This window comes from Marinobacter qingdaonensis (assembly GCF_034555935.1).
Classification (GTDB): Bacteria; Pseudomonadota; Gammaproteobacteria; order Pseudomonadales; family Oleiphilaceae; genus Marinobacter; species Marinobacter qingdaonensis.
Genome location: NZ_JAYDCJ010000001.1, coordinates 623,017 through 647,659, shown reverse-complemented (window position 1 = coordinate 647,659; position 24,643 = coordinate 623,017). Strand labels below are relative to the sequence as shown.

The 24,643-nt window shown below is 64.8% G+C and carries 25 protein-coding genes; 16 read left to right on the top strand and 9 right to left on the bottom strand.

What is annotated here, in order from left to right:
• Positions 1 to 221 precede the first annotated feature (221 nt).
• Positions 222 to 731, top strand: coding sequence for a dihydrofolate reductase (locus U5822_RS03035; protein WP_322854145.1), 510 nt, complete (start codon positions 222 to 224; stop codon positions 729 to 731).
• On the opposite strand, the gene U5822_RS03030 is transcribed toward U5822_RS03035, so the two are convergent.
• Positions 728 to 2,227: a DEAD/DEAH box helicase gene (locus tag U5822_RS03030; RefSeq protein WP_322854144.1), complete on the bottom strand. Its 1,500-nt coding sequence runs from the start codon at positions 2,225 to 2,227 to the stop codon at positions 728 to 730. The genes U5822_RS03035 and U5822_RS03030 overlap by 4 nt on opposite strands.
• Positions 2,228 to 2,423: 196 nt before the next feature.
• On the opposite strand from U5822_RS03030, the gene U5822_RS03025 reads away from it, so the two are divergent.
• Positions 2,424 to 3,212 carry an acyl-CoA thioesterase gene (locus U5822_RS03025; protein WP_322854143.1) on the top strand — a complete coding sequence of 263 codons (789 nt, stop codon included), beginning with the start codon at positions 2,424 to 2,426 and terminating at the stop codon, positions 3,210 to 3,212.
• 21 nt (positions 3,213 to 3,233) lie between these two features.
• Here U5822_RS03025 and U5822_RS03020 read toward each other — a convergent pair whose 3' ends face one another.
• The 3 genes from U5822_RS03020 to U5822_RS03010 form a co-directional block, all read right to left on the bottom strand.
• Complete coding sequence (locus U5822_RS03020; protein WP_322854142.1) at positions 3,234 to 4,133, bottom strand: haloalkane dehalogenase; 900 nt, start codon at positions 4,131 to 4,133, stop codon at positions 3,234 to 3,236.
• A 146-nt stretch (positions 4,134 to 4,279) separates the two neighbouring features.
• Positions 4,280 to 4,531: a hypothetical protein gene (locus tag U5822_RS03015; RefSeq protein ID WP_322854141.1), complete on the bottom strand. Its 252-nt coding sequence runs from the start codon at positions 4,529 to 4,531 to the stop codon at positions 4,280 to 4,282.
• Positions 4,532 to 4,604: 73 nt separating this feature from the next.
• Entirely contained in the window at positions 4,605 to 4,949 is a 345-nt protein-coding gene (locus U5822_RS03010; protein WP_322854140.1) for a hypothetical protein, read from the bottom strand.
• A gap of 154 nt (positions 4,950 to 5,103) precedes the next feature.
• Here U5822_RS03010 and U5822_RS03005 point away from each other — a divergent pair, with 154 nt between their 5' ends.
• Positions 5,104 to 6,198, top strand: coding sequence for an AI-2E family transporter (locus tag U5822_RS03005; RefSeq protein ID WP_322854139.1), 1,095 nt, complete (start codon positions 5,104 to 5,106; stop codon positions 6,196 to 6,198).
• A gap of 114 nt (positions 6,199 to 6,312) precedes the next feature.
• A complete protein-coding gene (locus U5822_RS03000) occupies positions 6,313 to 6,744 on the top strand; it encodes a peptidoglycan-binding domain-containing protein (protein WP_322854138.1) in 432 nt (143 codons plus the stop codon).
• Positions 6,745 to 6,815: 71 nt separating this feature from the next.
• Here U5822_RS03000 and ilvD read toward each other — a convergent pair whose 3' ends face one another.
• Complete coding sequence (ilvD, locus tag U5822_RS02995; RefSeq protein WP_322854137.1) at positions 6,816 to 8,651, bottom strand: dihydroxy-acid dehydratase; 1,836 nt, start codon at positions 8,649 to 8,651, stop codon at positions 6,816 to 6,818.
• Positions 8,652 to 8,824: 173 nt separating this feature from the next.
• Here ilvD and U5822_RS02990 point away from each other — a divergent pair, with 173 nt between their 5' ends.
• Both U5822_RS02990 and U5822_RS02985 read left to right on the top strand, forming a co-directional pair.
• Positions 8,825 to 10,078, top strand: coding sequence for an HDOD domain-containing protein (locus U5822_RS02990; protein ID WP_322854136.1), 1,254 nt, complete (start codon positions 8,825 to 8,827; stop codon positions 10,076 to 10,078).
• Between the two features lie 51 nt (positions 10,079 to 10,129).
• The gene (locus U5822_RS02985) at positions 10,130 to 10,708 is read left to right on the top strand and encodes an LON peptidase substrate-binding domain-containing protein (protein ID WP_322854135.1); all 579 of its coding nucleotides are present in this window, start codon (positions 10,130 to 10,132) and stop codon (positions 10,706 to 10,708) included.
• On the opposite strand, the gene U5822_RS02980 is transcribed toward U5822_RS02985, so the two are convergent.
• Genes U5822_RS02980 through U5822_RS02970 form a run of 3 tightly spaced genes read right to left on the bottom strand, consistent with a single transcriptional unit; the run spans position 10,705 to position 14,161 of the window.
• Complete coding sequence (locus tag U5822_RS02980; RefSeq protein ID WP_322854134.1) at positions 10,705 to 12,153, bottom strand: bifunctional DedA family/phosphatase PAP2 family protein; 1,449 nt, start codon at positions 12,151 to 12,153, stop codon at positions 10,705 to 10,707. The two genes, U5822_RS02985 and U5822_RS02980, sit on opposite strands and share 4 nt — an antisense overlap.
• Complete coding sequence (locus U5822_RS02975) at positions 12,150 to 13,148, bottom strand: GGDEF domain-containing protein (RefSeq protein ID WP_322854133.1); 999 nt, start codon at positions 13,146 to 13,148, stop codon at positions 12,150 to 12,152. Before U5822_RS02975 ends, U5822_RS02980 begins: the two co-directional genes overlap by 4 nt.
• Positions 13,145 to 14,161 carry a GGDEF domain-containing protein gene (locus U5822_RS02970; RefSeq protein ID WP_322854132.1) on the bottom strand — a complete coding sequence of 339 codons (1,017 nt, stop codon included), beginning with the start codon at positions 14,159 to 14,161 and terminating at the stop codon, positions 13,145 to 13,147. Before U5822_RS02970 ends, U5822_RS02975 begins: the two co-directional genes overlap by 4 nt.
• Positions 14,162 to 14,301: 140 nt before the next feature.
• Here U5822_RS02970 and U5822_RS02965 point away from each other — a divergent pair, with 140 nt between their 5' ends.
• The 10 genes from U5822_RS02965 (at position 14,302) to lipB (ending at position 23,337) form a co-directional block, all read left to right on the top strand.
• The gene (locus U5822_RS02965; RefSeq protein ID WP_322854131.1) at positions 14,302 to 15,555 is read left to right on the top strand and encodes a glutamate-5-semialdehyde dehydrogenase; all 1,254 of its coding nucleotides are present in this window, start codon (positions 14,302 to 14,304) and stop codon (positions 15,553 to 15,555) included.
• Positions 15,556 to 15,560: 5 nt separating this feature from the next.
• Positions 15,561 to 16,211, top strand: a complete 651-nt coding sequence (gene nadD / locus U5822_RS02960) for a nicotinate-nucleotide adenylyltransferase (RefSeq protein WP_322854130.1) — start codon at positions 15,561 to 15,563, stop codon at positions 16,209 to 16,211.
• A 70-nt stretch (positions 16,212 to 16,281) separates the two neighbouring features.
• Positions 16,282 to 16,632 (top strand): ribosome silencing factor, encoded by a 351-nt coding sequence (rsfS, locus tag U5822_RS02955; RefSeq protein ID WP_322854129.1) that lies wholly within the window; start codon positions 16,282 to 16,284, stop codon positions 16,630 to 16,632.
• Positions 16,633 to 16,634: 2 nt separating this feature from the next.
• Positions 16,635 to 17,105 carry a 23S rRNA (pseudouridine(1915)-N(3))-methyltransferase RlmH gene (rlmH, locus tag U5822_RS02950; protein ID WP_322854128.1) on the top strand — a complete coding sequence of 157 codons (471 nt, stop codon included), beginning with the start codon at positions 16,635 to 16,637 and terminating at the stop codon, positions 17,103 to 17,105.
• A gap of 9 nt (positions 17,106 to 17,114) precedes the next feature.
• Positions 17,115 to 19,016, top strand: coding sequence for a penicillin-binding protein 2 (gene mrdA / locus U5822_RS02945; RefSeq protein WP_322854127.1), 1,902 nt, complete (start codon positions 17,115 to 17,117; stop codon positions 19,014 to 19,016).
• Positions 19,016 to 20,158 carry a rod shape-determining protein RodA gene (gene rodA / locus U5822_RS02940; protein WP_322854126.1) on the top strand — a complete coding sequence of 381 codons (1,143 nt, stop codon included), beginning with the start codon at positions 19,016 to 19,018 and terminating at the stop codon, positions 20,156 to 20,158. The genes mrdA and rodA overlap by 1 nt, the downstream gene beginning before the upstream one ends.
• A gap of 118 nt (positions 20,159 to 20,276) precedes the next feature.
• On the top strand, positions 20,277 to 21,170 hold the full coding sequence (locus tag U5822_RS02935) for a septal ring lytic transglycosylase RlpA family protein (RefSeq protein ID WP_322854125.1): 894 nt from the start codon (positions 20,277 to 20,279) through the stop codon (positions 21,168 to 21,170).
• Positions 21,171 to 21,224: 54 nt separating this feature from the next.
• Complete coding sequence (locus U5822_RS02930; RefSeq protein ID WP_322854124.1) at positions 21,225 to 22,391, top strand: D-alanyl-D-alanine carboxypeptidase family protein; 1,167 nt, start codon at positions 21,225 to 21,227, stop codon at positions 22,389 to 22,391.
• 33 nt (positions 22,392 to 22,424) lie between these two features.
• Positions 22,425 to 22,694, top strand: coding sequence for an HP0495 family protein (locus U5822_RS02925; RefSeq protein WP_322854123.1), 270 nt, complete (start codon positions 22,425 to 22,427; stop codon positions 22,692 to 22,694).
• A gap of 4 nt (positions 22,695 to 22,698) precedes the next feature.
• The gene (lipB, locus tag U5822_RS02920) at positions 22,699 to 23,337 is read left to right on the top strand and encodes a lipoyl(octanoyl) transferase LipB (protein ID WP_322854122.1); all 639 of its coding nucleotides are present in this window, start codon (positions 22,699 to 22,701) and stop codon (positions 23,335 to 23,337) included.
• A gap of 3 nt (positions 23,338 to 23,340) precedes the next feature.
• Here lipB and U5822_RS02915 read toward each other — a convergent pair whose 3' ends face one another.
• On the bottom strand, positions 23,341 to 24,432 hold the full coding sequence (locus U5822_RS02915) for a GGDEF domain-containing protein (protein ID WP_322854121.1): 1,092 nt from the start codon (positions 24,430 to 24,432) through the stop codon (positions 23,341 to 23,343).
• Positions 24,433 to 24,643: the final 211 nt, after the last annotated feature.

Below are 24,643 nucleotides of genomic sequence, written 5' to 3'. Positions count from 1 at the left end.
GCCTAGAGGCTCAATTTCCGGTGCTGCCTGGTCTGGTTGCCTCGCAGAAGCTAAATGTTATGGCGGCTCCAATGAAGTCTGGAGCGAGGGTGGGGATAAGCTTGCCAAAACTGTGCGGAGCCATGGATGGCGGAGCTCAAGCGCCACATGGACGTGCTTGAGCGGGTTTTGGCAAGCTTATCCCCGCCCTCGCTAACTCCAAAGCAAGAGGACACACAAAGATGAGGAAAGCCCTCATAGTCGCCATGTCCCGCAACCGGGTCATCGGCCGCAACAACAACCTGCCCTGGTATCTGCCCGGCGACCTGCGCTATTTCAAGCAGGCCACCATGGGCAAGCCCATCATCATGGGGCGCAAGACCTGGGACTCCATTGGCCGTCCGCTACCGGGCCGGATGAACCTGGTGATTTCTCGCAATCCGGACTGGGAAGCGCCCACCGGAACGGTGGCAGCGACCTCGTTGCAGGAGGCTCTGGTCAAGGCCGAAGCCCAGGCGGAGCTGGAAGGCGGTGAGGAAGTGATGATCATCGGCGGTGGCCAGATTTACACCGAGGCCCTGCCGCTGGTGGACCGGATGTACGTCACCCAGGTGCACGCCGAGGTGGATGGGGACGCATTCTTTCCGGAAGTGAACTGGGATGAGTGGGAGGAAATCGGACGGGAGGATTTCTCCGCGTCCGACAACAATCCTTACGACTACAGCTTTGTGGTCTACCAGCGCCCGGCTTAAGCCTGGCGCGGTGGGCGCTTGCCTGCCGGCTTGCCGCCTTTTCCGGACGGTTTGCCACGGCCTTTCGGGCCACCCTTCTTGAAGCCGCCTTTCGGACCTTTCTTGAAACCACCCGGGCGACCGCCCTTGCGATCACGCCGTGGCGGCGGGGTGGCGGAGACCACGGGCAGGGCGTCCGGCTGCTCCAGCGGCAGCGAACCCGGCTGGGCCGCTTCCATCCAGCACGCCAGGGCGCCGGCCACCATGGCCATGTCCATGTCGTTGCGCTCGGCAATCTCGTCCAGCAGCGACATCGCCTTGGCCAGCTTCTTGTCCTCGGCAAAGCCCATCAGCTGGCTCTCGAACTGCTGCTCGCGCATCTTCTTGAGCTCGGTCGGTGACGGCAGCTGGTAGGCCTCCATCGGCGAGTTGGTGGCCCGCTCCAGGGTCTTCAGCCAGCTGCGCTCGCGCGGCGTGACCAGCAGGATCGCCTTGCCGGTACGACCGGCCCGGCCGGTACGGCCAACCCGGTGAATGTAGGCTTCGGTGTCGTAGGGCACGTCGTAGTTGATGACGTGGGTGATACGCGCCACGTCCAGGCCCCGGGCCGCCACGTCGGTGGCGATCACGATGTCTTTCTTGCCGCGCTTCAGGTCTTCCACCGTCTGCTCGCGCTGGCGCTGGTTCAGGTCACCGTTCAGCGGCGCCACCGCGTGGCCCCGGGCGGAGAGTTTCTCGGCCAGCAGCGTGGTTTCGGCCTTGGTACGCACGAAGATGATGGTGGCGTCCACTGGCTCCACTTCCAGGATCCGGGTCAGCGCGTCCAGCTTGCGCTCGGCGTAGACCGGCAGCACGAACTGGGAGATGCGTTCGACCGTGCGGGTCTCGCTCTCGATCTTCACTTCCGTGGCGTCGCGCAAATAGGTCTGCGCCACCTTCTTGATCTGCGGCGGCATGGTGGCCGAGAACAGGGCGCGCTGACAGTTCTCCGGCGTCTTGGCCAGGATCGCTTCCACGTCGTCGATGAAGCCCATGCGGAGCATCTCGTCCGCCTCGTCCAGCACCAGTGCCTTCAGGTTGTCCAGCTTCAGGGTGCCCTTGCGCAGGTGGTCCAGCATCCGGCCCGGGGTGCCCACGATCACCTGGGCACCGCGGCGCAGGCCCTTGATCTGCGGGTAGAAGTCCTGGCCGCCGTAGATCGGCAGCACGTGGAACTGGCGGAACTTGCTGGCATAGGTGGTAAAGGCTTCCGCCACCTGGATGGCCAGCTCCCGGGTGGGCGCCAGTACCAGGATCTGGGGCTCGGCCACCGAGGCGTCGACGCGACTCAGCAGTGGCAGGGCGAAAGCGGCGGTTTTACCGGTGCCGGTCTGGGCCACACCCAGCAGGTGGTTGCCGGCCAGCAGGGCGGGGATGGACTGGGCCTGAATGGGCGACGGTTTTTCGTAGCCAACGGCGGTCACGGCTTCAAGTACGGCCGGGTCCAGACCCAGTTCGGCGAAGGACAATTCTGACATTGATTTACTCGGAATTCGGGAGGTAAGGCATTGCCGTGCAATGCATGAAGTGGCGTCATTATAGCCGCTTTAGGCCCCCTTTAATATGCAAAATCCGGTAGCGACCGTAGGTACTTGCCGGTGCGGCAGCATTGCGCCGGCTCCGAAACTGGGGCAGTCTTCTGTATTCCAGGTAGGTTGCTAACAGGAAGACCCCATGAATTTTGATCAGTTGTTGTCGGCGGTACGGCACGAAAACGAGCTCGTGATTCCCCAATCCTGGGGCCAGGGCCGGGCCAGCTTCGGCGGCCTGGTCGCCGCACTGGTGTTCGATTGCATGGCACAGCGGGTCGCGCCCGGGCGGGCCATGCGTTCGCTGCAGGTATCCTTCGTTGGCCCGGTGGAGCCGGGTGTGCCGGCCGCGTTTGAGGCGGAAGTCCTGCGGGAAGGCAAGGCGGTCAGCCAGGTGCAGGGCCGGATTTGGCAAAATGGCGAGCCGCGCCTGGTGTGCCTGGCCAGTTTCGGGGGTGACCGGGAATCGGCGGTCCAGGTCGACGCGCTACCGGCGCCCACGGCCAAGCCGGTGGACGAGTGTCAGTCGCTGCCGTTCATTCAGGGGGTTACCCCGGATTTCACCCAGCACATCGAAATGCGCTGGAGCTTCGGCGACATGCCCTTCACCGGCAAGGGTGGTCGGGAGATGGGCGGCTGGATGCAGTTCCGGGAGACGCCGGAGCAATTCTCCGACGCCCACATCGTGGCCCTGGTGGATGCCTGGCCACCGGCGATTCTGCCGCACCTGAAGAAGCGGGCGCCGGCCAGTTCCCTGAGTTGGGCGCTGGACATCGTGCACCCGCGACCGGCGCTCAAGCCGGGCGACTGGCTGTTGTACAAGGCGAGTATCGATCAGGCCGGAGCTGGTTACGGCCACACCCAGGCGGGCATCTGGACTGCCAGTGGCGAGCTGGTGGCGCTGAGCCGTCAGACGGTCACGGTCTTCGGCTAACCGGGCCCCTGTTCAGACGGCTCAGGCCGCCATTTCCGCTTTCAGGGCGTCGATGATGATGCGGGCGAAGTCCTCCGGGGAGTCTTCCTGCAGGAAGTGGCCGCCCCGAAGCGTGATGTGGGGCTGGCCGTGGGCGCCGGGAATGCGGCGCTGCATGTAGCGGTCGCCGCCGCGGGTGATCGGGTCGCCGTTGCTGAAACAGGTCAGGAACGGCTTGCGCCATTTCTCCAGCACCCGCCAGGCATCCTTGTTGGCCTCGCCCGAGGGGTCGTCCCCGGACACCGGCACCAGCCTCGGGAAGGCGCGGGCGCCGGCTTTGTAGTCCGCGGACGGGAAGGGCGCCTCGTAGGCGGCCAGCTCGGCCCGGGTCAGAGTGCGTTCGGTGCCGAGCTGCACGATACGCCCGACCGGGAACCAGGGGCTGTGGCTGGCGAAGGCTTTCCAGAACGAGAACACGGCCGGAACCGGGTCTTCGCCGGTGGGCAGCATGCCATTGCCGACGATGATCCGGCTGAATCGATGGGAATGCTCCGCGGCCAGGCGCAGGCCCAGCAGTGACCCCCAGTTCTGACACACCAGAGTGATGTTCCGCAGGTCCAGGGTTTCCAGCCAGGTGGTGAGCCACGCCATGTGGCGTTCGTAGCTGTAATCCTCGACCGCCGCCGGCTTGTCGGACTTGCCGAAGCCCACGAGGTCGGGGGCCAGCACCCGGTGACCGGCCTCGGCCACCAACGGAATCATGTGCCGGTACAGGTAGGACCAGGACGGTTCGCCGTGCAACATCAACACCGGGGAGGCGTGCGCCGGACCCTCGTCCACGAAGTGCATTCTCAGGTTGGGTTCAACATCCAGGTAATGCGGAGCAAAAGGGTAATCCGGAAGACCTGCGAAGCGGGCTTCATCGGTTCTCAGAATACGCATGCCATCGACTGTCCTGACTGATTGAATGCGTGATTGCCGGAGTCAGGCGTCTCGGGAGGCCGACTCAGACAATCGTCGAAGTTCAGGATAAATCAGATGGAAAATTTGTGTGTTTGAGTTGCGTAACAGAGCGTTGCCGCTTTGAATCAGGACGCGATCCCGAACAGCTGCTCCGGGTTGTCAATTCGGGCCATGGCGGCGTCGCAACAGTTGACGGCCCCGCAGTCGTCGGCGGAACACAGGCCAATGGTGTTGCACTCGATTTCCCGTTCGTTTTCGCCCTCATTACGGAAAATGCGTGCCCGGGAAAGGATGGAACGGCAATGGCCGCAGAGCAGAGTCGGCACGGCGCTGCCTTCGGCCACTTGGGCGATGTAGAATTGTTCGTTTGTGCTCATAGATATCCTCCTGATGACGTCCAACCTAGGGACGGAGTATGACAGTTTAAAGTCATGTACCGGGATCTACGAATCAGGACCCGGGGTCGACCACCGGTCGCCGGTTGGAGCGCTTGTCATCCCAATCAAGCTCGTTTGGATCGTACCAGCCTATCGCGTTCAGCACCTTTTCCCGAGTCGCTGGCGATAGTGTGGGCCACAGCTCGTGAAAGTCGTCCAGACCGAGATCCCGCTGGCGTTGCTGCTTACTTTGCAGCCGATTGATCGTGCGTGGCAACTGCAGGGCTTCGCCCAGCTGGCCCGGAACCTGCACCTCCTGACCCATCACCTTGCGGCGGTGGGTGCGGGCGGCGAGCACCCGGCGCAGCTCAATGGCGGCCTCCAGGGCGGTTTCTGGGGTAAAGGTTTCCAGTTCCAAGGCAACGACCTGTCTTTAATAATAGCTGATCAATAACCGACCACTATAACCTGAAGCGGGCTACAGTGACCACGTTGCCATGGTAGGCTAGCGTCATCCCGCGGCCAGGGCCGACTGACCTTGCTGGCCGCCCACTTTCAGGACTGTCACCACTATGTACGCAAAATTAGAAACCCGGACTTTTCTCGCCATGCTGGTGGGGGTTTCCCTCGCCTTCGTGCTGCTGATGAAGCCGTTTTTCGGGCCCATCTTCTGGGCGGTCGCCATTGCCCTGATTTTCCACCCGGTGCAGCAGTTGCTGGTGCGCAAGCTGGGCAACCGGCCCAACCTGAATGCCCTGATCACGCTCGTCACCTGCATGGTCATTGTGGTGATTCCGGTGCTGGTGCTGGTCACCTCGCTGATCGCCGAAGGGGTGGGCCTGTACCAGCAGATCCAGAGCGGGGAAATCCGGCCGGGCGAGTACATTGACCGGGTCAACAAATCGTTTCCGGCGATCCAGGCGTTCCTGGGTCAGTTCAATCTCGACTTCGCTGAAATCCGGGATCGCGCCGTCAGTGTGTTCGTCGGCGGCAGCCAGTTCCTGGCCAAGCAGGCCCTGGGGGTCGGCCAGAATACCTTCCAGTTCTTCCTCGGCCTGGCGCTGATGATCTATCTGGCGTTCTTTCTGCTCCGGGACGGCAGCAAGCTGGTGGAGCTGCTGATCCAGGCCCTGCCCCTGGGAGACGAGCGCGAGCGCCTGCTTTTTGCCAAATTTGCCGAAGTCACCCGGGCCACGGTCAAGGGCAATTTGCTGATCGCCATCATCCAGGGCGCCCTGGGCGGTCTGATCTTCTGGATCCTGGGCATCAGCGGCGCGCTGCTCTGGGGCGTGGTGATGGCCATTGTCTCGCTGCTGCCGGCGGTCGGTGCGGCCCTGGTCTGGGTACCGGCGGCCATCTACCTGGCGGCGATCGGGGATGTGGTCGAGGCGGTGGTCCTGACGGTCTTCGGCGTGGTGGTGATCGGCCTGGCCGACAACCTGCTGCGGCCGGTGCTGGTGGGGCGCGACACCAAGTTGCCCGACTACATCGTGCTGCTGTCGACCCTGGGCGGCATCGTCATGTTCGGCATCAACGGCTTTGTCATGGGGCCGCTGGTTGCGGCGCTGTTCATGGCGTTCTGGGGCATCTTCATTCGCGAATTCGGCGAGGGCGCACATGCACACCAGGCCCAGGAGCGCCCAGACTCGGACGATCCGGTCGGCTGAGGTGGCGATGTGTAAAAATATGGTACGCTTTTTCGGGTAAGGCCCTGCCTGTGGAGATAGGCGCCACAAAACAACAATGAAATGTGTATCGCTGAAAGATCAGGAGTACAGCAGGTGACGACCAATAAGAAATCGACCAACCCCCTGAGCCGTCTGACTGTCGCAGCCGGCACCGTCATTGCCCTGGGGCTCGCGCCCGTTGCCATGGCGAACGAAACCGTCGCGGTCAAGAACGCCCTCTATGGCGCCGGGTACCAGGTGACCAACGTCAGTGCGAAGATGGACGACAGCACCCGGGCCGCGCTGACCCAATTCCAGAAGGATAACGGGCTCCAGGCCAGTGGCATCCTCGATGAGGACACCAAGAAGGCCCTGGGCATGATTTTCGTGCAGGTCGCGGCGTCGTCCACGACGTCCAGCGCCGGCGGCAGCCAGTCCGGTGCGGCCGCGGAATCCAGCGCCCCGGCCGCCGATACGGCTGCCGGTAGCAGCACCGAGGACGGCGCCATCGAAGAAGACGAAGATGGCGGCTGGTCCCTCTGGTAACCCCCGCCCGGACGAAAAAAGCCCGCCAGGTAACCTGAGCGGGCTTTTTTGTAGCCGGAGGCGGTCGCCGCCTAGTCCAGCTTGCTGACGTCCCGGACGGCGCCCTTGTCGGCGCTGGTGGCCAGCAGGGCATAGGCCTTCAGGGCGGTGGACACCTTGCGGTCGCGCGCCAGTTCCGGTTTCCAGCCCTTGGCGTCGCGGGCTTCCCGGCGCCGATCCAGTTCCTGCTGGTCGAGTTCGACATTGATCGACCGGTTCGGGATGTCGATGAGGATGCGATCGCCGTTCTCGATCAGGCCGATGGCGCCGCCCGCGGCCGCTTCCGGCGAGGCGTGACCGATGGACAGGCCGGAGGTACCGCCGGAGAATCGACCGTCGGTCAGCAGCGCGCAGTCCTTGCCCAGGCCCTTGGATTTCAGGTAACTGGTGGGGTAGAGCATTTCCTGCATGCCCGGACCGCCTTTCGGGCCCTCGTAGCGGATGATCACCACCTCACCGGGCTTGACCTCGTCGCTGAGAATGCCGGCCACGGCGGAATCCTGGCTCTCGAACACCCGCGCCTTGCCTTCAAACACGTAGATGCTCTCGTCCACCCCGGCGGTTTTCACCACGCAGCCGTCCAGGGCAATGTTGCCGTAGAGCACGGCCAGCCCGCCTTCCGACGAGTAGGCGTGCTCCACCGATCGGATGCAGCCGGTGGCGCGGTCACCGTCCAGGGTCGGCCAGCGGGTGCTTTGGCTGAACGCGGTCTGGGTCGGGATGCCGGCCGGGCCGGCCTTGTAGAAGTCCACCACCTCGGGCGTGGGCGAGCGCATGATGTCCCAGGTTTCCAGCGCCTCACGCATGGTCTTGCTGTGCACCGTGGGCAGGTCGGTGTTGATCAGACCGCCGCGTTCCAGTTCCCCGAGGATGCCCATGATACCGCCGGCCCGGTGTACGTCCTCCATGTGGTACTTGGGCGAGTTGGGCGCCACCTTGCACAGCTGCGGCACCTTCCGCGACAGCTGGTCGATCTCGTTCAGGGTAAACGGCACGCCGCCCTCCTGGGCCGCGGCCAGCAGGTGCAGGATGGTGTTGGTGGAGCCACCCATGGCGATGTCCATCACCATGGCATTCTCGAACGCGGCCATGGAGGCGATGCTGAGCGGCAGCACGCTGGCGTCGTCTTCCTCGTAATAGCGGCGCGCATTCTCCACAATCTGACGGCCCGCCTGCAGGAACAGCTGTTCGCGGTCGGCGTGGGTGGCCAGCATCGAGCCGTTGCCCGGCAGGGCCAGGCCGATGGCCTCGGTCAGGCAGTTCATGGAGTTGGCGGTGAACATACCGGAGCAGGAGCCACAGGTCGGGCAGGCGCTGCGCTCGTACTCGGCCACGGTTTCGTCATCGGCATTCGGGTCGGCGGCAATGACCATGGCGTCCACCAGGTCGAGCTTGTGCTCGGACAGCTTGGTCTTGCCCGCTTCCATCGGACCGCCGGACACGAAGATGGTGGGAATGTTCAGGCGCATGGCGGCCATCAGCATGCCCGGGGTGATCTTGTCGCAGTTGGAGATGCACACCAGGGCGTCGGCGCAGTGGGCGTTGACCATGTACTCCACGGAATCGGCGATGATCTCCCGGGACGGCAGGGAATAGAGCATGCCGTCGTGGCCCATGGCGATGCCGTCGTCGACCGCGATGGAGTTGAACTCCTTGGCCACACCGCCGGCGGCTTCGATTTCGCGGCACACCAACTGCCCAAGATCCTTCAGGTGGACGTGTCCGGGTACGAACTGGGTAAAGGAGTTGGCAACTGCAATGATCGGCTTGCCAAAATCCTCGTTTTTCATACCGGTGGCGCGCCAGAGGGCGCGAGCGCCGGCCATGTTACGGCCAGCGGTGGAAGTCCGCGAACGATACTGAGGCATGGTGTTCTGTTCTCTCTGTTGGGACCCAGCGGTGGGTGTCGGTTGGCGTTGTGCAGCCCAGAAGTCTACCAGATTAGACTGCCGGCGCATGGTTGTTTTGCCGGACCCTGATTACAATGAGTAACAATAGTGTGAATCCGCTGATGGATGGCCGTGTCACAAGGAGCTTGCCTATGGCTGGCGAAGGCAGCCTGCCGCTTCGTCGTCTCAAAGAATTTCAGCCGCTGAACCGACTCACCGACGACCAGTTGGTGTTGCTGGCGAGCCGGGCCGAACGTCGGACCCATGGACCCGGCCAGCGGGTGCTGGAGCGGGGCGTCCGGGATGGCCTGGATTTCTTCCTGGTGTCCGGTCAGGTGGAACTGGCCTCGGCCGACGGACGGACCCTGCTGATCCAGGCCGAGACCGAGCAGGCGCTCAACCCGATTGCCCGGTTGCAGCCGCGGGTGTACGAGGTTACGGCGGTCAAACCCTGCGAGTTCCTGGTGGTGGAGCAGGACATCCTGACCCAGATGTTGCGCACGGCGCCGGTGGACCAGGTGGAACTGAACGCCGACGACGGCCCCGGCGGCGAAAGTGAGGAACACGCGCTGCTGATGGCGTTCTACGCGGAGTTGCGCACCAATCAGATCAAACTGCCCAGCGTGCCGGACGTGGCCTGGAAAGTGCGCCGGACGGTAGACCGCGAGGACTCCACGGCCGAGCAGGTGGCCCACGCAGTGTCCGCCGATCCGGCCATGGCGCTCAAGCTGGTGCGCGCGTGCAACAGTCCCCTGTACCGGGGCTTCAGTGACGTCCGCAACGTGCGTGAAGCGGTGGTGCGGCTGGGCATGCGCACCACCCGGCAGCTGGTGACCGTGTTCTCGATGCGCGAGGTGTTCAACACCCGGCAGGTGGCGCTGCAAAAGGAAATGGAGCGGCTCTGGCGCCATTCCCGTGAGGTGGCCGCGCTGGCCTGGGTGCTGGCGGACCACGCCACCCGGCTGAATCCGGAGGAGGCGATGCTGGCGGGGTTGCTGCATGACATCGGGGTGGTGCCGGTGCTGGTGCAGGCGGAACACCACAACCGCCTGTTCGCCAATCCGGACCGGCTCCATCACGCCGTGCAGGAGCTGCGCGCCGACGTCGGGGCCGCGGTGCTGGAAAGCTGGTCGTTTCCGCCGGCTTTCGCTGAGGCGGTTCGGCACGCCGAGGACTGGGCCTACGAGGCGCGTGAGGCCGAACCGACCCTGGTCGATGTGGTGATCGTGGCCCAGTTGCATGCGATGATTGGCTCGAACCAGAATGCCAACCTGCCGCGCTTTGACCAGGTGCCGGCGTACCGCCGGCTGGGCGAGCTGGAGTTGAATGCGTCCAGGAGTCTGCAGTTGCTGACCGAAGCCAGGGCCCGGGTCGAGGAAGTGCAGCAGTTGTTATCCATTCGCTGACCGTTGAGGTCTGAACAATCTGGAGTCCGCCGAGCGGTGACCTGTACTGATATGAACGTACCCCTGTTTCCTCTCAATTCCATCGTTCTCCCCCGCGGGAGAATCCCGCTGCAGCTGTTCGAGCCCCGCTACATCGACATGCTCACCCGCTGCCTGAAAGAGGATCGGGGGTTCGTGGTGGTGCTGCTGCGCGATGGCGCCGAAACCGGCCGCACCGCGTCCTATTACGACATCGGCACCTACGTGCGCATCATTGATTTCCAGCAGCTCGACAACGGCTTGCTGGGGATCACCGTGGAGGGCACCGCCAAGGTCTCGGTCGTCCGGAGCTGGCAGCAGGACGACGGCTTGAACGTCGGGGATGTCGAAGTGCTGCTGAATGAGGCCGACAGCGACGTACCGGAGCGCTTCAACGAGTTGCCGTCGGTGTTGCGGGCCCTGTTCAAGCACCCGGTGGTTCGGGATCTGGACATGGACGTGGACTACCAGGACGCCCGGGACGTGGGCTGGCGTCTGACCGAACTCCTGCCCCTGGACAAACAGGAAAAGCAGCGTCTGGTGGAGTTGCAGGATCCGCTGGAGCGACTGAGCCGCTTGCAGGAACTGCTGGAGGCCCTGGAGCAGGGCTAGACCGGCACGAACGCCAGCCGGGCGCCGGGCCACTGGACGGCAACATAGACGACCGTGAAGATCAGCCAGGCCACCCCGGCGAGCACCATGGTCAGATCCGGCGACAGGTGAATCCGGTCGTAGCGACTGTAACTGGCCCGGACCGCACCGGTGATCGCCAGCCCCAGCAGGATGCCGCCAACCACATCGGTAAACCAGTGTACCCCCAGATACAGGCGGCTGATCGCCACCGGCAGCAGTGGCAGCGACAGCAGCACGTAGGTCTGCCAGCGCTGGCGCTGGTGGCCCTCACCGGCAACAAAACCGGCCACCATGGTCACCAGCACGGTAATTCCGGCACTGTGGCCGCTGGGAAAGGCCCCTGAGCTCGGTGGGCCAAAAACCGCCTCCGGACGGGCCACGCCGAGGGTGGCCTTGAGCACCGTCACCAGCACGAAGGTCAGTACCGCCGCCACTACCACATGCACCGCGGCCGCGTAGTAACCCCGGAACGACAGCGCCAGGACCGCCAGAACCGCGGCTGCGGTCAGCACTGGCGGGTCGCCCAGCAAGGTGGCGACAATCACCGGCGTGTCGAGCAGGGGGTGTCGAAGCTGGATGAGCCAGTCCAGGGCCAGTTGATTGAACGGCTCCAGCATATCGGTCTGGGTGGCCAGCTGGCCCCAGAGCAACAGCAGGCTGGAGGCGCCCAGGGTCAGCATCAGTGAGGCGAGGGGGAACTCGCCCCGGCGATCCGGGCGGTGGTTGGTGTACAGACGCCAGAACCGGTGGGTGGTGTCGTACTGGGCCATGCGCCGCTCCAGCCAGGAATACAGCCGGCTGCCCTCGCCAAAACCCAGCTGGAACTGGATCAGGACCAGGTACACCAGCAGGATCACCGCCAGGCTGATGCCGATCACCGGGTAGAAATGCGCCGGCGGCCGGATCTCGCTGGCCAGCGCGCCACCGACCAGGAAACCGGGCAGGATGTACACCGGCGCCCAGCCGACGGCGGAGGCAACGTTAAACGCCAGGAACCGGCGCCAGGGCATCAGGAAGGCGCCGGCAACCAGCGGAATGACCGGGCGGATGGGGCCGACGAAACGGCCGATCACCACGCTCTTGCCACCGTGCTGGCGAAAGAATGCCTCGCCCTTGGCGATGGCCTTGGGGTAGCGACTCAGGGGCCAGACGACATCAAGCCGACCCTGGAGCTTGCGGCCGAGGGCGAAGCTGATGGTGTCGCCAGCGATGGCGCCGAGGCCAGCCCACAGCAGTGCCTCGGTCAGCGCCATGCCGGTCTGCCCGGCCAGGGCGGCAAAGGCGAACAGGAAGGCGACGCCGGGCACCAGAATGCCGGCCAGCGCCAGGGACTCCACCAGGGCGGTGCTGAACAGCGCCAGGGCCAGCCAGCCGGGGTGCATGCTCAACCAGGCCGACAGAGCGTTCAGCCAGTCGGTGCTCATGCCGCGATGGACTCTCCGGCGCTGAACCAGACCGCGTCGGCGCCCCGTCGGCGGGCCTCCTGCATGGCGTCATGGGCGCGCTTGCGCAGCCCGTCGGTGCGGGTGTCGCCACTGCCCCGGGTGGTGCAGCCCAGGCTGACGGTGGCCTTGCCGACCACCGGCCACTGGTGCTCGGCGATGGTGCGACGGATACGCTCGGCGATCACCCGTACGCCTTCCTCGGGGGTGAAGGGCAGGATCAGGAAAAATTCCGAGTCGTTCAGGGTGTACAGGGTGTCGCCGGCGCGGATAACGCTGAACAGGTGCTCGGTCATGTCCCGGAACAGATTCTGGACCCCGGCCTTGCCGTGGAGGTCGGCAACCTCATCGGCGTAGTCGATGCTCAGGTCGATCACCGACAAGGGGTGGCCGGTGGCGATGGCGCGGCTGATTTCCTTCTGCAGGGTTTCGTCCAGGAACCGGGCGTTGTGGGCGCCGGTCACCGGGTCGGTGATTGCCAGATCCTCGGCCGACTGGGCCATGTGGTCGTAATGCCAGGTGTAGAGCGAGACCGCGGTGAGCAGGGCCAGCAGGCCGGCAATGACCGTGACCGCGTCGGCCACCGGGGTTTGCAGCAACAGCACCGCAGACGTGGGCAGCAGCAGGAGCAGCGACAGCACCACGCCCTGGCGCAGGGGCAGCACCAGCAGGTTGAGCACCAGCAGGGGCATGGCCCAGTGCACGATGCCCGGGCTATTCAGGGTCAGGATCGCGGCCAACAGGCCGCTGTTGAGCCCGGACAGGATGATCAGGTGGCCGGGGGCGGACAGCTGGTGGCGCCGGCACAGGAAGGTGTAGGTCAGGCCGGCCAGGGTCAGCACCGCCATGCCCGCGGCCAAGTAAAACAGCTCGTAAAAACCGAAGCGCAGATTCTGTAGCGCGAGGGAAATGATGAACAGGGTCGCCAGGCCGTAGCCGATGCTGTGGGTCCAGGTACGCAGCCGGGTTTCGGTCATGATGCGGGTCCTTCTGACGAGGAGTGGCCGGCACTGTTCGACTGGTTCCAGGCGCTGTAGGCCTGGGTCCGGTTGCCACCCTGCTGCTGGGCCCGGCGCAGGGCGTTGGCGGCGCTTTGCTGCAGGCTGTCGGCGTCGTCGCCAATGTTCAGGCCGGCAATGCCGGTACTGACGGTCAGGGCCATGCCGTGGGATTCGAGCAGGGTGCACAGGCCCTTGCGGATGATCTCCGAACGCTGGATGGCATCGGTGGTGGCGATGCCCGGCAGGATCACCAGGAACTGCAGGTCGGCCACCCGGTAGTAGGTGTCGAAGTCGCGAATCTGGGAGTGCAGGTAGCGGCCGATGCGCGGCAGGATGGAGCGGATGTCGGCGTCCGGATCGTGGTCGCTCAGGTGGGTGTCGAGCCCGATCATGATGATCGACATGTCGGTGCCTTCACGCTCGCTGCGCTGGATTTCCTTGTGCAGGTCGGCCGACAGGTACTCCCGGCTGGCGGCCTGGGTCAGCTCGTCGGTCCGGCGCAGCGGCGCCAGTTGCCGGCTCTTGTATTCGCGCAGAAACACCAGCAGACCGGAGAGCAGGGCGGTCAGCAGGAACGCGCTGACCATCTGGTGGCGATCGGCCAGACCGGTCGCCAGCGGAATGGCCAGGCCGGTCAGCGCCATCACCGCCAGGGTGATGGCCATGGCCAGGCCCCGGGCCACCAGGGCAAAAGCCAGCAGGGGGATCACATAGAGCCAGTGACTCAGGGCCCAGGGGCCGGTCCAGAAACTGGTGAGCAGCAACAACAGGAGAGCGATGAAGAACAGCTGCTGCAGTTGGGGCCAGGGCATGCGTTCGCGACTGGTGTGAAAGGTGGGGCCGCAGATCACGATGCCGGCGGCGGCGGCCGCGGTGGCGGCGGTCAGCGCTTCGCCGAAGGCGCCGCTGAGCGCGGCGACGGCGATCAGGGCCACGAAACCGGCCCGGGACAGTCTGCTCAACAGAAATTTATCGGCCAGCTGGGCCATGGTGTCCTTCCTTCTGGAAACTCCCTAAGTATGTGGCATACCGCCGGATAATAATATCCGTTTGGGGTGCGTACTTGAAACGGGAAAGGTAAAGTTAGCCGGTAATAGTGAATTTCGCTGGAACACACGAAGGTAATCGGATGGATATTGCAGCTTACATGGCTGAAGTGGGGGAGCAGGCGCGCGCCGCGGCGACCCAGGTGGCACGTTCAACCACGGCCGTGCGCAACCAGGCGTTGCTGGCCACCGCCGAGGCGCTGGACGCCGCCCGGGACGCGTTGGTCACCGCCAACATCAGGGATCTGGAAAACGGCCGCCGAAACGGGTTGGATGGCGCCATGCTGGATCGCCTGGAACTGACTCCGGAGCGCATCGACACCATGATCGAGGGACTGCGCCAGGTGGCGTCGCTGCCTGACCCGATTGGCGAAATCACCGACATGACCTTCCGACCGTCCGGCATCCAGGTGGGCAAGATGCGGGTGCCGCTCGGGGTCATCGGTATCATCTACGAATCCCGCCCGAACGTGACGGTGGAGGCGGCCAGTCTGTGCCTGAAATCCGGCAACGCGACCATCCTGCGGGGCGGGTCCGAAGCCATCGAATCGAACCAGGCGATCGCCCGCTGCCTGGCCCAGGGCCTGGCCGAGGCCGGACTGCCGGAATCCGCGGTGCAGGTGGTCAAGACCACCGACCGGGCGGCCGTGGGCGAGCTGATCACCATGCCCAAGTACGTCGATGTAATCGTGCCCCGGGGCGGCAAGGGCCTGATCGAGCGGATCAGCCGGGACGCCCGGGTACCGGTCATCAAACACCTGGACGGCGTCTGCCACGTCTACATCGACAGCCACGCCGACCCGGAAAAGGCCCTGGCGGTTGCGGTCAACGCCAAGACCCAGCGTTACGGCACCTGCAACACCATGGAAACCCTGCTGTTGGATGGCGAAATTGCCGACGACATCCTGCCCCTGCTGGCGCCTGCGTTTGCCGAGAAGGGCGTGGAGCTGCGCGGCTGCGAGCGCACCCGGGCCATCATCGACGCCAACGAGGCGACCGAGGCCGACTGGGAGGCGGAGTACCTGGGCCCGATTCTGGCGGTGCGGGTGGTGGACGGACTGGACGGCGCCATCGCGCACATCAACCGCTACAGCTCCCAGCACACCGACAGCATCATCACCGAGAACTACACCCGGGCCCGCCGGTTCATCACCGAGGTGGATTCGAGCTCGGTCATGGTCAATGCCTCGACCCGGTTCGCCGACGGATTCGAGTATGGCCTGGGCGCGGAAATCGGCATCTCCACCGACAAGATCCACGCCCGCGGCCCGGTCGGACTTGAGGGCCTGACCTCGCAGAAATACGTGGTCTTCGGCGACGGCCACATCCGGACCTGATGCCGATGCACGTCATCTACGGCGGCACCTTCGATCCGGTGCACCATGGCCACCTGCGGCTGGCCCTGGAGCTGAGTGACCGGTTCGGCGGTGCCCGGATCAACCTGGTGCCCTGTCACATCCCGCCCCATCGCGGCGACACCGGCGCCACCGCCGAGCAGCGTCTGGCCCTGCTCAAGCTGGCGGTGGCGGGCGAGCCCCAGTTGCAGGTGGATGATCGCGAACTGGTGCGGGCCGGGGCTTCCTACACCGCCGATACCCTGCGCCAGTTGCGCCAGGAATTGGGCGCGGACGTGCCCCTGGTGATGGTGGTCGGCACCGATGCCTTCGCCGGTTTCGACCGCTGGCGGGACTGGCAGCAGATTCCCGATCTGGCGCACATCGTGGTGGTGCGCCGGCCCGGGCCCGGGCTGGATCCGGCGGGCGAACCCGCGCGCCTGCTGGTGCGCCGCCAGGCATCGGGTCTCCAGGCCCTGCACGAGCAGCCCGCGGGCCTGGTGCTGGAACTGGATCCGCCGCTGCTGGACATCTCCGCCACCGGTATCCGGGAGCGCATCGCGGATGGCCGGTCACCGCGCTACCTGGTGCCCGATCCGGTGTGGGACGAGATTCGACGACAGGGGCTCTACCGAGCCTGCCCTGGCGGGAACTTTTAGTGCTACAATCGCGTCTGAATATGACTTTTCGGGCGGCCATCCTGGCCGACGCCCGTCCAACAGGGTGATTATGCAGGCAGAACAACTGAAAGAACTGGTAGTAAACGCGCTGGAAGATGTGAAAGCACAGGACATCAGTGTGATTGATGTCCGTGACCGTACCAGCGTCACCGACTTCATGGTTCTGGCATCCGGAACGTCCAACCGTCATGTAAAATCCCTCGCCGATTCCGTGGTCTCTGAGGCCAAGGACGAGGGCGTGCGCGCCAGCAATGTTGAAGGCGCGGCCGCCAGCGACTGGATTCTGGTCGATCTGGGCGACGTGGTGGTGCACGTCATGATGCCCGCCACCCGGGAGTTCTACGATCTGGAGCGTTTCTGGCGCGATGCCCCGGATCTTGGTGTTGCAGGCAGCGAATAACCATGCGTTTACGTCTGATCTGCGTGGGGCAGAAGATGCCCGACTGGGTCAGTGCAGGGTATAACGATTACGCCCGCCGGATGCCTCCGGAACTGCCCCTGGAACTGGTCGAGATCCCCGTGGCCCATCGAGGCAAGAACCCGGACATTCCCCGACTCATGCAACGCGAGAGCGACGCCGTGCTGGCGGCCGCCGGTCCGAAGGATCGGGTGGTGGCGCTGGAAGTGGGCGGCCGGCCCTGGTCCACGGAAAAGCTGGCGAGCCAGCTCGAGAACTGGCAGCAGGACGGTCGCGACGTCAGCTTCCTGGTGGGCGGCCCCGACGGTCTCGCCGACGCCTGCCGGCAGCGCGCCGACCAGCAGTGGTCGCTCTCCCCCCTGACCCTTCCGCACCCGCTGGTGCGGGTCCTGCTCGCCGAGCAGTTGTACCGGGCCTGGTCCATCACCCGCAACCATCCCTACCACCGGGCCTAGGGGACGCGTATGCCGTGGGGTGAATTCAAGGATACCGCCGCCGAGCGTCGCCTGTTCCAGCGCCGGACCATGGTCATGCTGTCCATTGTCATGCTGCTGATCGTCGGGCTCCTGGCCCGCATGTACCAGCTGCAGGTGGTCGAGCACGACATCTACACCACCCTGTCGGACAAGAACCGGGTCCAGGTCCAATCGGTGCCGCCGCCCCGGGGGCTGGTCTACGATCGCAACCGCACCCTGCTGGCGGAAAACCGGCCGGTGTTCAGTGTCACCCTGGTGCCCGAGCGAGTGGAGGGGATGGAGCAGACCCTGACCCAGCTTGGCGCCATCCTGGACATTTCCGAGGAGGATCGGGACCGCTTCCAGCGTCGGCTGCAGGAGCCGCGCCGGCCGTTCCAGGAAATCCCGCTGCGCTACGACCTCGACGAGCAGGAAATGGCGCGCCTGGCGGTGCACCGGCACGAACTGCCCGGGGTCGAGGTCAAGGCCGAGCTGGTGCGCTACTACCCCCACAGCGAGCTGACCGCCCACGCCCTGGGCTTTGTTGGCCGTATCAACCGGGATGAGTTGCAGCGGATCGATCCGGTCAATTACGCCGGCACCAACTACATTGGCAAGTCCGGCATCGAGCGGTTCTACGAAGAGGTGCTGCACGGCAAGGTCGGCTACCAGCACGTAGAAACCAACGCCCGGGGCCGGACCATGCGGGTGCTGGAGCGGGAAAACCCGGTACCCGGGGAAGACCTGCAGCTGCATCTGGATCTGCGCCTGCAGAAACGCGCCCACGACCTGCTCGATGGCCGGCGCGGCGCCATCGTGGCCATCGAACCGGCCACCGGCGGCATCCTGGCCCTGGCCAGTGTGCCCGGATTCGACGCGAACAAATTCGTCACCGGCATCAGCGTCAGCGACTACCGCGAACTGAGCGAAAGCCGCGACAAGCCGCTGTTCAACCGGGCGCTGCGGGGCCAGTACCCGCCGGGCTCCACCATGAAGCCGATGCTCGCCATTGCGGCCCTGGACAGTGGCGCCACCACCCGGGACTACACCATCTGGGACCCGGGCTATTTCAAGCTGACCGAGTCCGGTCGCCGCTACCGGGACTGGAAACGCAGTGGCCATGGCTGGGTCAACCTGATGGACGCCATGGCCGAATCCTGCGACGTCTATTACTACGACATCGCGGTCAAGATGGGCGTCGACACCATGTACGAGTACCTGTCCCGGTTCGGCTTCGGCGAAGACGCGGCACTGGACGTGTCCGGCGCCCTCAGTGGCCTGCTGCCGTCCCGGGACTGGAAGCGGGCGACCCGCAACGAGCCCTGGTACCCGGGGGATTCGGTCAACCTCGGCATCGGCCAGGGCTTTATGTTGGCAACCCCCCTGCAGCTGGCCACGGCGACCTCGCTCATTGCCAATCGCGGGCGTTGGATCGAGCCGCGGCTGTTGAAGGCCATCGAGGGCGATACCCCGGTCAGTGAATTCCTGCCTGACGCGACCCACGAACCCCTGGAGCTGAAGAACCCGGACGACTGGGACTACGTGGTCGAGACCATGGCCGAGGTCATGCACGGCCGGAAGGGGACGGCACGCCAGGTCGGTCGCGGCGCCCCCTATCGGATGGCCGGCAAGACCGGGACCGCCCAGGTCTTCAGTCTGGCCGAAGACGAGGAATACGACGCCGAGGAAATCCGGGAGCGGCTGCGGGATCACGCCCTGTTCGTGGGCTTTGCCCCGGTCGACAACCCTCGGATTGCGGTCGCGGTGATTGTCGAGAACGGCGGTGGCGGCAGCAGTACCGCGGCGCCGGTGGCCCGGGAACTGTTCGATGCCTGGCTGCTGGAGTTGGACACCGAGGACGGCGCAGGTACCGTGGCGGGCAATCCCGAGCGCGAAGGAGGCGCGGGCTGATGGCGCTGAATGATTTTGCGGACTCCTCGGCCAGCCGCTCCCTGGGGCGGCCCCAGGGCATCTGGTCGGCCCTGCACCTGGACCCGATCCTGCTGGTGTTGTTGCTGGCCCTGATTTCCGGCGGCCTATTCATTCTCTACAGCGGCGCCGACCGCAACATCGATGTGGTCAAAGCCCAGGGCATTCGCCTGGGCGTGGCCTTCGTGGTCATGCTGGTGTTCGCCCAGCTCGACCCTTCGGTGTTCCGGCGTTGGGCCCCCTGGCTGTACGGCGCCGGCATTGCGGCGTTGCTGGCGGTGTTGCTGGTCGGGGTCGGGGCCAAGGGCGCCCAGCGCTGGCTGGCCATTCCCGGTCTGCCCCGGTTCCAGCCGTCCGAATTGATGAAGCTGGTGGTGCCGATGATGGCGGCCTGGTACCTGTCGCGTCATTACCTGCCGCCGCGGTTCCGCCACGTGTGCGCCGGTCTGGCCATCGTGCTGGTGCCGATGATGATGATCATCCAGCAGCCGGACCTGGGCACCTCGCTGCTGGTGGGCATGGCCGGGTTGTTCGTGGTGTTCTTTGCCGGTATCAGCTGGAAACTGATCACCGCCTTCGTGGCGATGGTGTCGGTGGCCGCGCCCATGATGTGGTTCTTCGTCATGCGCGATTACCAGAAGCAGCGGGTCCTGACCCTGCTGGACCCTCAGAGCGATCCCCTGGGCGCGGGCTGGAACATCATCCAGTCCAAGACCGCCATTGGCTCCGGCGGGATCGACGGTAAGGGCTGGCTGCAGGGCACCCAGTCGCACCTGGAATTCCTGCCGGAAAGCCACACCGATTTCATCGTCGCCGTGCTGGCCGAGGAGTTTGGCTTCATCGGCATGCTGGTGCTGATGACCCTCTATTTCCTGATCATCCTGCGCTGCCTGTACATTTCGGTGACGGCCCAGGACTCGTTCAGCCGGTTGCTTGCCGGCGCCCTGACCATGACCTTTTTCATCTACATCTTCGTCAACGTCGGCATGGTCAGCGGGCTGCTGCCGGTGGTTGGGGTGCCACTGCCGCTGATTTCCTACGGGGGCACCTCCGGGGTCACGCTGATGGCGGCGTTCGGGGTGCTGATGTCGATCCACACCCACCGGCGAATGATCAGCGCCTAGCCCGCGGCCCGGAACGTGGCGGGCGGGTAATGGTGAATCCAGGTTATAACCCGTTACAATAAGGCCAAAATTGCCTGCGCGGACGTGGGTGATGATCAGGCAAGAGGAATCCCGGACAGTGAATTGCAAACTCCCGCTCTCATGGCTACTGGCGACGATGTGCGCACTGGTGCTCGCTGGCTGCGCGTCCGCGCCGGCGACCGACCACTCGTCCCGGTACACCATCGATCAGGATCGCGCCCCGTCCGGCAACTTCGACGCCTCCGGCTTGCCCGACGCCCGGCCCAAGTATGAGCCACCCCGGCGGGCCGGCAACAAATCCCCGTACACCGTCTGGGGCAAACAGTACCAGGTGATGGCCAGCAACGACGGCTACGTCGCCCGGGGCATCGCCAGCTGGTACGGCGAGAAATTTCACGGCCACAAGACCTCCAATGGCGAGACTTTCAACATGTACGCCATGTCGGCCGCTCACAAATCGATGCAGATTCCCGGCTACGCCCGGGTGACCAACCTGGACAACGGCCGGTCGGTGATCGTCCGGGTCAACGACCGCGGTCCCTTCCACGGCGACCGGCTGATCGACCTGTCCTACGCGGCGGCGAAAAAACTCGGCTACCAGTCCCGGGGCACCGCCCGGGTCGAGGTCGCGGCCATTACCGTACGGCCGGACGGCTCGATGACCCTGGCCGGCCAGCCCTTCGCCCCCGGCGACACCGTAAGCTATGCTGATACCCCGGTGGTGGCCAGTGGCGACACCGCGAACGGCGAGCAGGCCCTGTTCGTGCAGCTGGGGTCGTTCAGCAGCCGCGACCCGGCGCAGCAGCTGTTGGTCCGGGCCCAGGCGGTGCTGGAGGACCCCATGCGGGTGCGCGCCATCGATACCGTCACCGGCCGCTTCCACCGGGTTCAGGTTGGCCCCTTCGCCGACGAGGCCAGCGCCCGGCGCATCCAGAACCTGCTGGAGTCCCGGGGCTTCGCCCAGTCGATCCTGCTGACCGACTCGCAGTAACCGGACCCGAGCCACCAAACCAGACACACACCCAACCAAAAAATGACTAAACCCATGGCCCTTACATCTTTGCTTCGTCCTTTTTCGATCGTACTTGCCCTGAGCCTGGTGCTGGTGGGCAACGCCTTTGCCCAGTCGGTGCTGATTCCGTCGCCGCCGCAGATCGCCGGCAGCTCCTACGTGCTGATGGACCCGAAAAGTGGCCGGATCATCATGGAAGAGAACAGCCATGAGCGTCTGCCGCCGGCCAGTCTGACCAAGATGATGACCGCCTACATCGTGGAGCGGGAACTGGATGAAGGCCGCATCGCCATGTCCGACATGGTGCCGATCAGTGTCCGGGCCTGGAAAACCGAAGGCTCGCGGACCTTCGTCCGGGAGGGCACCAGCGTGCCGGTGGAAACCCTGCTGAAAGGGGTCATCATTCAGTCCGGAAACGACGCCTCTGTGGCACTGGCCGAGTTCGTGGCCGGCAGCGAGGACGCTTTCGTCGACATCATGAACCAGCAGGCGCAACTGTTGGGCATGAAGGACACCCATTTCGAGAACGCTACCGGTCTGCCGTCCCCGGAGCATTTCTCCACCGCCTACGATCTGGCCTTGCTGGCCCGGGCCATCATCAACGACTACCCGGAAAATTACCCGATCTACGCGGAGAAGCACTTTACCTACAACAACATCCGGCAGCCGAACCGCAATAGCCTGCTGTGGCGTGACGACAGCGTCGATGGCCTGAAGACCGGCCACACCGAGGAAGCGGGCTATTGCCTGGTGGCCTCGGCCAAGCGCAACGACACCCGCTTTATCGCCGTGGTGATGGGCACCAGCAGCACTGAAGCCCGGTCCCAGGAAGTCCAGAAAATGCTGAACTATGGCTTCCGCTACTACGAGAGCGAGCGCCTGTTCCGCACTGGTCAGGAACTGATGAAGGCCCGGGTCTGGGCGGGTCAGTCCGACCAGCTGTCGGTGGGCCTGACCGACGACGTCTTCGTGACCATCCCCCGCGGATCCCGCAACGACCTGGAATCCACGGTAGACCTTGATTCGGTGATCAAAGCACCCATTAACGTGGGGGACGAGCTTGGCCGGGTCCGGGTCAGCCTCAACGGCGATGTCCTGGTCGATCAGCCGGTACTGGCCCTGACCGACGTGCCCGAGGGTGGCTTCTTTAAGCGCATCTGGGACGCCATCAAGCTCTTTTTCGTTCAGTTGTTTCAATAAGGGTGACGCCTGGTCCCCGGGAGTATCAGCGGCATGAGTGAGCCGAAAGCACCAAAAATCGAATTTCCCTGCGACTACGTCATCAAGGTCATCGGGGACTCCGCACCGGACTTCGTCGAGTTCGTTGTCAAGGTGGTGGAGCAGCACGCCCCGGGCATCCGCGAGGAGCACATCTCGGTCAACAAGAGCAGCAACGGCCGGTTCTCCTCGGTCCAGCTCACCATCGTCGCCACCGGGGAACCGCAGCTCAAGGCCCTGTTCGAGGGCCTGAAGGCCAGCGGCCGGGTCCATATGGTGCTCTGACCCCATGACCGACCTGATCGTGCGTTCGCTGGGCCAGCAGCCCTACATGGAAACCTGGGAGGCGATGAAATCGTTCACCGCCGAGCGGGACGCCAGCGTTACCGACGAACTCTGGTGCCTGGAACACCCCCGGGTCTACACCCAGGGGCAGGCGGGTAAAGCCGAGCACCTGTTGGCACCGGGCGACATCCCGGTGATCCCGGTGGACCGGGGTGGGCAGGTGACCTACCACGGCCCCGGTCAGCTGGTGATCTACCTGATGCTGGACCTCAGTCGCAGCAAGCTGGGGGTGCGCTCCCTGGTGGACCAGATCGAGCAGGCCATCGTGCGCACCCTGGCAGAGCTGGACATTGAGGCGGCGCCGCGCGCGGATGCGCCCGGGGTGTACGTGGGCGCGGCCAAGATTGCCTCGCTCGGCCTGCGGGTGCGCCGGGGTTGTTCGTTCCATGGCTTGGCGCTGAACGTGGCCATGGACATGGAGCCCTTCCGCCGCATCAACCCCTGCGGCTATGCCGGCATGGCCATGACCCAGGTCTCGGAGTTCCAGCCCGAGGCCACCGTGGCGGACCTGGAGCAGCGCCTGGTCGCCCAGCTGGTCAAGGGACTGGGTGCCGACGCCGTGGACTACCGCCAGGGCTGGTAGCCGTCAGGCTGCCGTTTCTTCCTCACCGATGCACGCCTGATTGCGGCCCCGGGCCTTGGCCCGGTACAGGGCCTCGTCGGCCCGCTGCAACAGGCGATCCAGGGATTCCGAGTGACGGATCCCGGCCACCCCGATACTGATCGTTGCCCGCACCGGGGTCTTGTCGACCTCGATCGAAGCGCCCGCGATGGCTTCGCGGATGCGGTTGGCCAACTGCACCGCCTCCTCCGGTTCGGTTTCCGGCAGCAGGGCGAGAAATTCCTCACCGCCCCAGCGCGATAACGTGTCGATCTTCCGGCTCTGGGCGCGCAGGGTGTCGGCCACCAGGACCAGCAATTCGTCGCCGACGTGATGACCGTGGGTGTCGTTGATGGTCTTGAACAGGTCCACGTCCATCAGCAGCACGGAAAACGGGCGTCCGTTGCGCAGGTACCGGTGCTGCTCCCCTTCCAGCTGGGCCAGGGCTTCGCGCCGATTGGCCAGGCCGGTCAGGGCGTCGTGCTTGGCGGCGTATTCGAACTCGTTGGCCAGTCGCATCAGGCTCAGCTTGCTGCGGCGCCGACTCTGGTCAAGGATGTAGCAGGTCACCATCTCGAAGCCGAGCGCCGCCAGCATGGTCAGGCGGAAACTGGAGCTGTAGGGCGAATCTATGACCCAATCGCCGATCGGGCTGAACAGCAGGGCCAGGGCGGCATAGCCCCCGGCACAGGCGCGTACGCCGACCCGGGCGTTGCTGATGTAGAAGATGATCGGGGGGTAGGCGAACAGCCAGAGTACCGCCGAGCCCCCTTCCACCGCGCCCACCGCCAGATAGGTGAACAGGGCGGTAATCAGGGTGATGAACCCTCGGCGATGGAGAGTTTCCCGCCGCAACACCCCGTACAGGCCTGCGTTGAGGGCCAGCAGCGTGGCCGTGGCGATCAGAATCGTAGGCGTAATGGGGTCGCCCAGAACAGACGAGCGCCAGCCGAAAAACAGCAGCAACGGCATGGCAAACACCGTCAGCCAGTTGATCAGGACCGGAACCGGGATTTCCCCTTTCACACGAAACTGGGACAGCCTGGGGTCGGTGGTTGAGTAGGAACCATCGGGCATGTGCGGGTCTTATTGTTGTGAAGCGGGTCAGGGCGACTCTGAGCCCCATACTAGACCGGTTTTGGGCCGAACACTGTGTAAAATCGTAAACTGTGTAACAGCGCCGCGTCGGGCGGGCTGGCGGATGCATTGGCCCGGCCGCCAGGGTTGGTGGGTCGCATCGGTTGGGTCAGGTCGATACAGTATCCGTATAATGCCCGGAACCGTCGGT

What these genes read in the sequence shown, in the direction of transcription:
- U5822_RS02965 (WP_322854131.1), top strand. Translation starts at nt 14,302, where the DNA reads ATGGATATTGCAGCTTACATGGCTGAAGTGGGGGAGCAGGCGCGCGCC.
- U5822_RS02975 (WP_322854133.1), bottom strand. Translation starts at nt 13,148, where the DNA reads ATGACCGAAACCCGGCTGCGTACCTGGACCCACAGCATCGGCTACGGC.
- U5822_RS02925 (WP_322854123.1), top strand. Translation starts at nt 22,425, where the DNA reads ATGAGTGAGCCGAAAGCACCAAAAATCGAATTTCCCTGCGACTACGTC.
- rodA (WP_322854126.1), top strand. Translation starts at nt 19,016, where the DNA reads ATGGCGCTGAATGATTTTGCGGACTCCTCGGCCAGCCGCTCCCTGGGG.
- U5822_RS02930 (WP_322854124.1), top strand. Translation starts at nt 21,225, where the DNA reads ATGGCCCTTACATCTTTGCTTCGTCCTTTTTCGATCGTACTTGCCCTG.
- mrdA (WP_322854127.1), top strand. Translation starts at nt 17,115, where the DNA reads ATGCCGTGGGGTGAATTCAAGGATACCGCCGCCGAGCGTCGCCTGTTC.
- U5822_RS03025 (WP_322854143.1), top strand. Translation starts at nt 2,424, where the DNA reads ATGAATTTTGATCAGTTGTTGTCGGCGGTACGGCACGAAAACGAGCTC.
- nadD (WP_322854130.1), top strand. Translation starts at nt 15,561, where the DNA reads ATGCACGTCATCTACGGCGGCACCTTCGATCCGGTGCACCATGGCCAC.
- U5822_RS03015 (WP_322854141.1), bottom strand. Translation starts at nt 4,531, where the DNA reads ATGAGCACAAACGAACAATTCTACATCGCCCAAGTGGCCGAAGGCAGC.
- U5822_RS02990 (WP_322854136.1), top strand. Translation starts at nt 8,825, where the DNA reads ATGGCTGGCGAAGGCAGCCTGCCGCTTCGTCGTCTCAAAGAATTTCAG.
- rsfS (WP_322854129.1), top strand. Translation starts at nt 16,282, where the DNA reads ATGCAGGCAGAACAACTGAAAGAACTGGTAGTAAACGCGCTGGAAGAT.
- U5822_RS03030 (WP_322854144.1), bottom strand. Translation starts at nt 2,227, where the DNA reads ATGTCAGAATTGTCCTTCGCCGAACTGGGTCTGGACCCGGCCGTACTT.
- lipB (WP_322854122.1), top strand. Translation starts at nt 22,699, where the DNA reads ATGACCGACCTGATCGTGCGTTCGCTGGGCCAGCAGCCCTACATGGAA.
- rlmH (WP_322854128.1), top strand. Translation starts at nt 16,635, where the DNA reads ATGCGTTTACGTCTGATCTGCGTGGGGCAGAAGATGCCCGACTGGGTC.
- ilvD (WP_322854137.1), bottom strand. Translation starts at nt 8,651, where the DNA reads ATGCCTCAGTATCGTTCGCGGACTTCCACCGCTGGCCGTAACATGGCC.
- U5822_RS02985 (WP_322854135.1), top strand. Translation starts at nt 10,130, where the DNA reads ATGAACGTACCCCTGTTTCCTCTCAATTCCATCGTTCTCCCCCGCGGG.
- U5822_RS03020 (WP_322854142.1), bottom strand. Translation starts at nt 4,133, where the DNA reads ATGCGTATTCTGAGAACCGATGAAGCCCGCTTCGCAGGTCTTCCGGAT.
- U5822_RS03035 (WP_322854145.1), top strand. Translation starts at nt 222, where the DNA reads ATGAGGAAAGCCCTCATAGTCGCCATGTCCCGCAACCGGGTCATCGGC.
- U5822_RS02915 (WP_322854121.1), bottom strand. Translation starts at nt 24,432, where the DNA reads ATGCCCGATGGTTCCTACTCAACCACCGACCCCAGGCTGTCCCAGTTT.
- U5822_RS03005 (WP_322854139.1), top strand. Translation starts at nt 5,104, where the DNA reads ATGTACGCAAAATTAGAAACCCGGACTTTTCTCGCCATGCTGGTGGGG.
- U5822_RS02970 (WP_322854132.1), bottom strand. Translation starts at nt 14,161, where the DNA reads ATGGCCCAGCTGGCCGATAAATTTCTGTTGAGCAGACTGTCCCGGGCC.
- U5822_RS02980 (WP_322854134.1), bottom strand. Translation starts at nt 12,153, where the DNA reads ATGAGCACCGACTGGCTGAACGCTCTGTCGGCCTGGTTGAGCATGCAC.